General features: G+C 38.0%; 8 protein-coding genes. 7 read left to right on the forward strand and 1 reads right to left on the reverse strand.

Annotation, left to right across the window (positions count from 1 at the left end):
* Window positions 1–116 precede the first annotated feature (116 nt).
* A complete protein-coding gene (locus ABDZ72_RS09640) occupies window positions 117–875 on the reverse strand; it encodes a hypothetical protein (RefSeq protein ID WP_343752606.1) in 759 nt (252 codons plus the stop codon).
* A gap of 133 nt (window positions 876–1008) precedes the next feature.
* Here ABDZ72_RS09640 and ABDZ72_RS09645 point away from each other — a divergent pair, with 133 nt between their 5' ends.
* From ABDZ72_RS09645 to ABDZ72_RS09675, 7 genes are all read left to right on the forward strand, one after another.
* The gene (locus ABDZ72_RS09645; protein WP_343752607.1) at window positions 1009–3060 is read left to right on the forward strand and encodes an S-layer homology domain-containing protein; all 2052 of its coding nucleotides are present in this window, start codon (window positions 1009–1011) and stop codon (window positions 3058–3060) included.
* A gap of 354 nt (window positions 3061–3414) precedes the next feature.
* Window positions 3415–3672: a hypothetical protein gene (locus ABDZ72_RS09650; protein WP_343752608.1), complete on the forward strand. Its 258-nt coding sequence runs from the start codon at window positions 3415–3417 to the stop codon at window positions 3670–3672.
* Window positions 3657–4193 carry a hypothetical protein gene (locus ABDZ72_RS09655; protein WP_343752609.1) on the forward strand — a complete coding sequence of 179 codons (537 nt, stop codon included), beginning with the start codon at window positions 3657–3659 and terminating at the stop codon, window positions 4191–4193. Before ABDZ72_RS09650 ends, ABDZ72_RS09655 begins: the two co-directional genes overlap by 16 nt.
* Before the next feature lie 480 nt (window positions 4194–4673).
* Complete coding sequence (locus ABDZ72_RS09660) at window positions 4674–5156, forward strand: transposase (protein ID WP_343752610.1); 483 nt, start codon at window positions 4674–4676, stop codon at window positions 5154–5156.
* A 2-nt stretch (window positions 5157–5158) separates the two neighbouring features.
* Window positions 5159–5449 (forward strand): hypothetical protein, encoded by a 291-nt coding sequence (locus ABDZ72_RS09665; protein WP_343752611.1) that lies wholly within the window; start codon window positions 5159–5161, stop codon window positions 5447–5449.
* Window positions 5450–5933: 484 nt separating this feature from the next.
* A complete protein-coding gene (locus ABDZ72_RS09670) occupies window positions 5934–6308 on the forward strand; it encodes a hypothetical protein (RefSeq protein WP_343752612.1) in 375 nt (124 codons plus the stop codon).
* Entirely contained in the window at window positions 6301–6522 is a 222-nt protein-coding gene (locus ABDZ72_RS09675; RefSeq protein ID WP_343752613.1) for a hypothetical protein, read from the forward strand. Before ABDZ72_RS09670 ends, ABDZ72_RS09675 begins: the two co-directional genes overlap by 8 nt.
* Window positions 6523–6661: the final 139 nt, after the last annotated feature.

Raw genomic sequence — 6661 nt, forward strand, 5'->3', positions numbered from 1 at the left:
CGCTCGCATGGTTCTGAGAGGGGAGTGATACACAATCAGCCGTTAGGCTGAGAGGTTCACTCCTACTTGACCCTTTGTTAATGAATTTCGAGGATTTCGCCAGTAGTCGCTCATATCTATTTTAATATACTTTTGGCTTTCTGAATAATTGCATTCTTGCGGGCTTCCTTTGCTTCCTCGTAATCTTCTTTGAATTCAGAAGCGGCACTTGCACTATAACCATGGGCCTTAAGATCTGCTTGTAGCGCGCTGTACAATTGTTGGAAAGCCTCCGTTGTATTAGCTTCTAACTTTTCTCCGGCCGTTTTGTATTTTTGATAAAAATAGGAATAGGATATGTCACTATTATTACTTTTCTTATCTTTATACTCGTTATATGCTAACGATAATAAACGATTCAGCTTCTCCGTTGCCTGGTCCTGAAGGCCTTTAAAGGCGGGACGATAACCCTGCTTTATTTCTTTTTGTGTAGGTTTGTCTGATCCATGATTTGAAGTTGATTTCGTTGTGTTTGAATCGGACGTATTGGCTGAATCCTCCTTACTCGATTGTGGTGTAGATGGCGTATTAGTTTGATCATTTGCTTTCTCTTGGTCATTAGAAGCGTTTATTTCAGGATCTTCATTATTTTTATCATTATTAACCTGTGAAGAGACCTCATTATTATTGGCAGTGGCATCTTGGCTCTTTGTTGTATCCGGTTGTTGCTTTGTAAACGTAGGAATGTCAAGTGCATAGGTTGAATCTGTAATCTCACTAACCCTGTCATCTTGCGTGTCATATGTTTTAATGTTAAACAAATAATATACCCATCCGCTAACAAGTATCAAAACTAGTAAAACACCTAACAACCCATATTTTATTGCCCTTTTCATCTAAGTCCTCCAGTAAAAAGTGTTAGAGTAATTTTATCATAATTTTTCCAATTAGGTTGCCATAAGACAAACGGTTTAATATAATTAATAATATATTTCAGTAAAATTAACTTATGGGGAGGAGATCGATTTAATGAAAAAGAATGTTAATAAAAAAATAATGGTTAGCTTTATGTCGGTATTATTGATACTTATGTCTACCATCCTACCAGTGAATCCTTTAACAGTAAAAGCAGACGAAACAACAGATACACTGGTTAAACGCGTCAAGGACATATACAATCACATGACCGAAACGGAAAAGGACGATGTAGAAGCAGCTAGAGAGGCCACAGGAAAGCTGTCAGATAAAGACGTGAAAAATATTCTAAGTGGAGTTGGAATCAACGAGGATGTTCTAGATAATGATGATTTTATCGATCTTATTAGAGACTCCGCAGAACTAGTATACACACCTGGTAATGAATTAGAGGATGAAATCGATCGTGTTCGTACCGAGCATGGTGAAACATTTTACGATATCTTTCAGGGTGACCTAACAGTAGATGAGATGCTAGCATTTTTCTCAGCATTTGAAGAAAAACTAGAATCTAAGGTTAACAAAGATATCATGAAAATATTTCTTGGAAGCACCAGTTTTGAAGAGAAGATTAAAGAAACAATCAATGAACTTACTGAAGAAGATGCCGAGTTTGAGGAATTAAATGGAGTACTATATCAAAATTTAGGAATTGGAATTAGTGGCATATTTACTGTTAAGGAACAATTTGAGGATAAACTAGGTAATGTAGCTACACAGGCAAGGGATGCTTTACTTAATGGTGCTATTGATGCAAAATTAGATGATAGCGATGATTCTAATGATTCTTCCGGTGATCACTCAAATGGTGGTGGTAGTAGCACGCCAACTGACAAAGATGAATCTGACACACCAACGACCCCTGAAGACGCTACAAATATCATTGTAGATGCCGATGATGTTGTTACAGAAACAACTCCAGATGGTAGTAAGCAAACGAAGGTTAACATCGATGTTGATCAAATAACAGACATTGTAAACAGCCAAGAAGAAGTGAAGGAGATTACTGTTACTGTGCCTGATGATATCGACAGTGAGTCAACAATGGTTAGTCTTCCAGCACAAGCATTTATGGAATTGGAAAGTAAGAATCCGAATGCTACAGTAAACGTTAGTACTAAAATAGGCACTTATCGTTTAGGTGTAAATGAGGTAAACATGGATGAAATTGCCGCATCATTAGGATCAAGCAATTCTGATAATGTAAACATTAACATTGAGATTACGCAATCTGAGGATACTGACAATGCTGTTGTAGAAAATGGATTGGAATCTGCTGCACAAGTGGTGGATTTTAAAGTTGTAGCAGTAGCAGGGGACAAGCAAGCAGAAGTGAACAACTTCTCTGGCTATGTTTCACGTTCGATTCCACTTGCTCAAATGTCTGCAACTGAGTCAACAGACACCAATAAATTAACAGCCGTTCGTATTAATGCAGATGGTTCGCTAACACCTGTACCAACAGTATTCGAAGACGGAACAGCGACGTTCCTGAGTAAAACAAATAGTAAGTACACTGTTGTAAAAAACAATGTATCATTCAGTGATGTTAGTGCTGACTATTGGGCAGCTGACTCTATTAACAAATTAGGAAATAAATTAATTATTCATGGAAAAGAAGATGGATCATACGCACCGGATGAAGCAACAAATCGTATCCAAATGACACTTCTGCTTGTGAAGAGTCTGGGATTAACGGCTAGTGGTAAGTACGATGGTAGATTTTCGGATGTTGAAGATGACGCATGGTACATCGAATCATTAGAAGCGGCACTTGAGGCTGGTATTGTTAGTGGAAAAGAAGATGGGACATTTGATCCATACGCGAAAGTAACACGATCTCAAGCTTCCGTAATGCTTGCACGAGCAATTGAATTTACTGGGTTCGATGAAGAAAAACTAGATAAATCCAAAACGATTGATAAATTTTCTGACCGTGAAAAAATTGGCGACTGGAGTAAAAATGACGTTGAATTAATGATTGAAGCCGGTATTTTCAATGGTAGAGATAATGGAACTATCTTTGACCCAAACGGCACAACAACACGTGCTCAAACAGCAGTGGTCTTAAATAACTACTTGAAATTCATCGATTTTATCAATTAATATCGGTATCAGGTATCAAAAAAGAAGGTCTCTTCTGATAGCGTGCCTTCTTTGTAAGTGTAAAATAATCCCCATCCTTTTATAGGTGGGGATTATTTTTACACAAACACAAGTGCCAGGCACCGAGAAAATTTCGAATTATTCGTATATTCGGAGCCAGGCACCTAGCTTAGGTGCCTGGCACATAAACAATTCAGAATTGTGTCGGTGCCAGGCACCCGTCCCCCGCTTTGAAAGTGCCCGTCACTTCTTGAAATATGTACATTTGATGACCCAAAAGTGTACTTTTATGTTATGATTGTTTTAGATAAAGGAAAAACTGCATACATATCCTTTAAAGGGAAGTGATATGCAGTGTGTGGCGAAAATAACAACAAAAATGAGAATTACAAAAAAGAAAAATGCATTAAAAACAATAATAAGGAGGATGAAGATATGGCTACGGTATCATTAGAAGAAAAATACACAATTAATGAACGTGAAGCAAAATGTATTGCAAACGCACCAAAAACAAAAGTTAAAATACCATCTTACGCAAAAAAATTCCAGCTATCCTCGAGAGAACGAGAAAAAAGGGCTTCAGAAGTATTAAATAAATGGAAATATCTTTAAATCCTGTTCCATTAATTGATTTAATAGAGAGCGATGGAGAAGAGTTGAATACAATGCTTCATTCTTTTTCATGTGAAATGAATAAAAGCATAGAAAGTTTTTTGCATTGTAAAGCAATTAAACAGGAGAACGAGGATAATGCTAGAACAACTCTTATTATTGATGATCATACAGGAGATATTGTAGGGTATTTTACTTTATTAATAGAAAATTTTTCGTTTACAGATGCTAGTAATAACAATAGAAAAGAACTAGCAGGAAGTAAAGTTGCCACGGACTTTAATTGTATTCTGATTGCAAAAATTGGTAGAAGTGACAAGTATAAATATAAGGTAGAAGGATCGGAAATTTTAAAGGCAGCAATTTATAAATGCTCTTTAATAAAAGATATGACGGCTATTAAATTGGTGTGTGTAGAGTACAAAGATGAACCTAAGTTAGAAGAATTTTATAAAAAAAATGGTTTTAAACAGTTACAACGAAATGAAAATGGATTAAATATTAGATTTTTAAAAATCTAGTTATTTGGATTCAATGCCTGTCAAATCCTGTAATTTGTAGAACGACTGTTTTTGACAAGAAGGAAGTCCTGTGGAAAGAAAATCTCTGCGGGACTTTTTCTTTATGCGTGACTGGGTTTTGGTGCCTCTTAATTTGGATGCTTGTCGCCGCCCGAATTTTGTAAAAATATGTCGAACATAACTTTTGTAAAAGTGGCTGCTGGTATGGTGAGACCAGTAGCTTTTTTCATGGATGAGAAAAATTTACGGTTGGATGTTGTCGAATCTTTTTCTGGTCAATTGCAATTGAACGTTTCTTCACGATCCGCTTAGCGAGAACAATATCTGACTTAAGCGGTCATGAGGACATTTTCAATAAAGCGATTTGGGAAGTCGTTACAATGCGCCGCTCCAACTCGAGCTTAGGGCAGAAAAGAGCGACAGCAGATCACTAGGATGAAACATGAAGAACCATGATCAAGCTCGAGGGAGGTAGAAAAAATGGCCCGCAAAGCCCGCGTGAAAAGCAAGAGTGGCATCTACCATGTTATGCTTCGTGGCGTGAACAGACAGGAAATCTTCCATGAGGATGAGGACTGTGAGAAATATCTTGAAATCATCAAAAAATATAAAGCCCGAACGGCCATAAAAGTCTACGCATGGTGTTTGATGAATAATCATGTCCATTTGTTGTTGAAAGAAGGGAACGAACCGCTTGCAACGACCATGAAACGGATAGGGGTCAGCTATGTCCGGTATTATAATTGGACGTACAGAACAACCGGTCACCTGTTTCAAGGTCGATTTAGAAGTGAAAATGTAGAAACGAGCACGTATTTATTGACGGTGACTCGGTACATCCATCAGAACCCGGTTAAAGCAGCGATCAGAACCAAGGTTGATAAATGGAAGTGGAGCAGTTGCCTCGGCTATTATGGTCAGCCCTGTTTTCCAGGGGCCTGCTGGACAGGGATCTGGTGTTAGGCATGTTTTCTGTCGATGAGGCAACGGCACAAGGACGATTTAAAGCATTTAATGAAGAGCTCAATCATGAGCAATGTTTGGAAGACCGTTTTTACACAATTAGAAAGGCGGATGACGAAGCCAGGGTGGAAATTAAGCAGCTCTTGGGAGAACTTGAAATTGCTCATGTGAAGAGTTTACCTAGATCTCAAAGAAACGCGATCTTAAGAAGAGTAAAGCATATCAAAGGCTTATCCCAACGGCAGGCTGCAAGAATTTCAGGGGTATCAGCTAATTTGATTTTTAAAGCGTGAAGCAGAAAAGGGAAAGCATGGGGTGGAAAGTGAAAGCATGGGGACGGTTCTCATGTTTCTCTTTTACCAAAACACAATTTGCCTGTTTATGTGAGCTTGGGGTTGAGCTTAAATTTCTCAGCTGACTTTGCAAAGCTCTCTTGGAAGCATGGGAACCGTCCCCGCGCTTCAACGGAGTGGTATGTGAGATATTATGGGGTTGAGTAAAGAAGTGGCTAAGTAGCTTTTTTCACTGGATATCCGGCACTAATCGCATTTTTTTATGGTATAATGAAAGTTAGATATGCATATACTTTTGAAAAAGAGGTATATGCTATGATTAAACGGAGTGAGGGGAATAAAAAAATGCCAACGCTCATAAAGAATGATTTGAATAAGAGGATTTTCAAAAATACTGCCCAATATAATGAAAGCATTAGGCGCGTTCGGTCAAATATACGGAGCAAAAATCTAAATCGTGGTCGTATGCGTCCAAGAGACCCTGATGAAGCAGAAGTATTGTCCCGCTTTGAACGAAAGAGCAATTATGAATATTGAAGAAGCAAAATCTAAACTATATTCTCTAAACAACGAGCCAAAACATGAGAAAATGCTTGGGGCAGCTGCTATTATTACGAAGCTTTTGGAAAAGGAAAATATTAGACCAATTGTAGTTGGAGGATTATCTGTTGAAATATACACTCAACAAGAATATGCAACTAGGGATATAGATTTTGTATCGGATGGCTACGATATTATACAAGAACTGGGCTTTAGTAAAAAAGGGCGAATTTTTTATCATGATGCTATAGAGATAGCCGTAGAAATTCCTGATAATTATTTAGCTGGCAGCATGGATAGGCTGGTACGGTATGTTTAATGATGATTCTTATATCTACCTTATTTCAGTTGAGGATATTATTTTAGATCGACTGCGAGCAGGCATACACTGGAAGTCGGAGGATGACTTACTGTGGGTATTTAATAATTTTTCTAGGAATTATCAAGAGTTAGATATATCATATTTAAAAGAAAATCCAGAAGTGAAGTTAGAAGAACAAGTACTCGATGAATGGATAAAGCAATTTATATAGCTGCCTGAACCTGTATGTCATGTCATGCTGCTTGTTCTGCCGGCTTTTTTTGATGGATTCGTGAAGAAGTGCCTGGCAGAGCGACCGGGCTTAGGTCGTAACATATAGTGGGTGGGATGCCCGCCGAGTAAGAGTTAGC

The sequence above is a fragment of the Lentibacillus halophilus genome (genome assembly GCF_039522485.1).
GTDB classification, from domain to species: Bacteria; Bacillota; Bacilli; order Bacillales; family Amphibacillaceae; genus Lentibacillus; species Lentibacillus halophilus.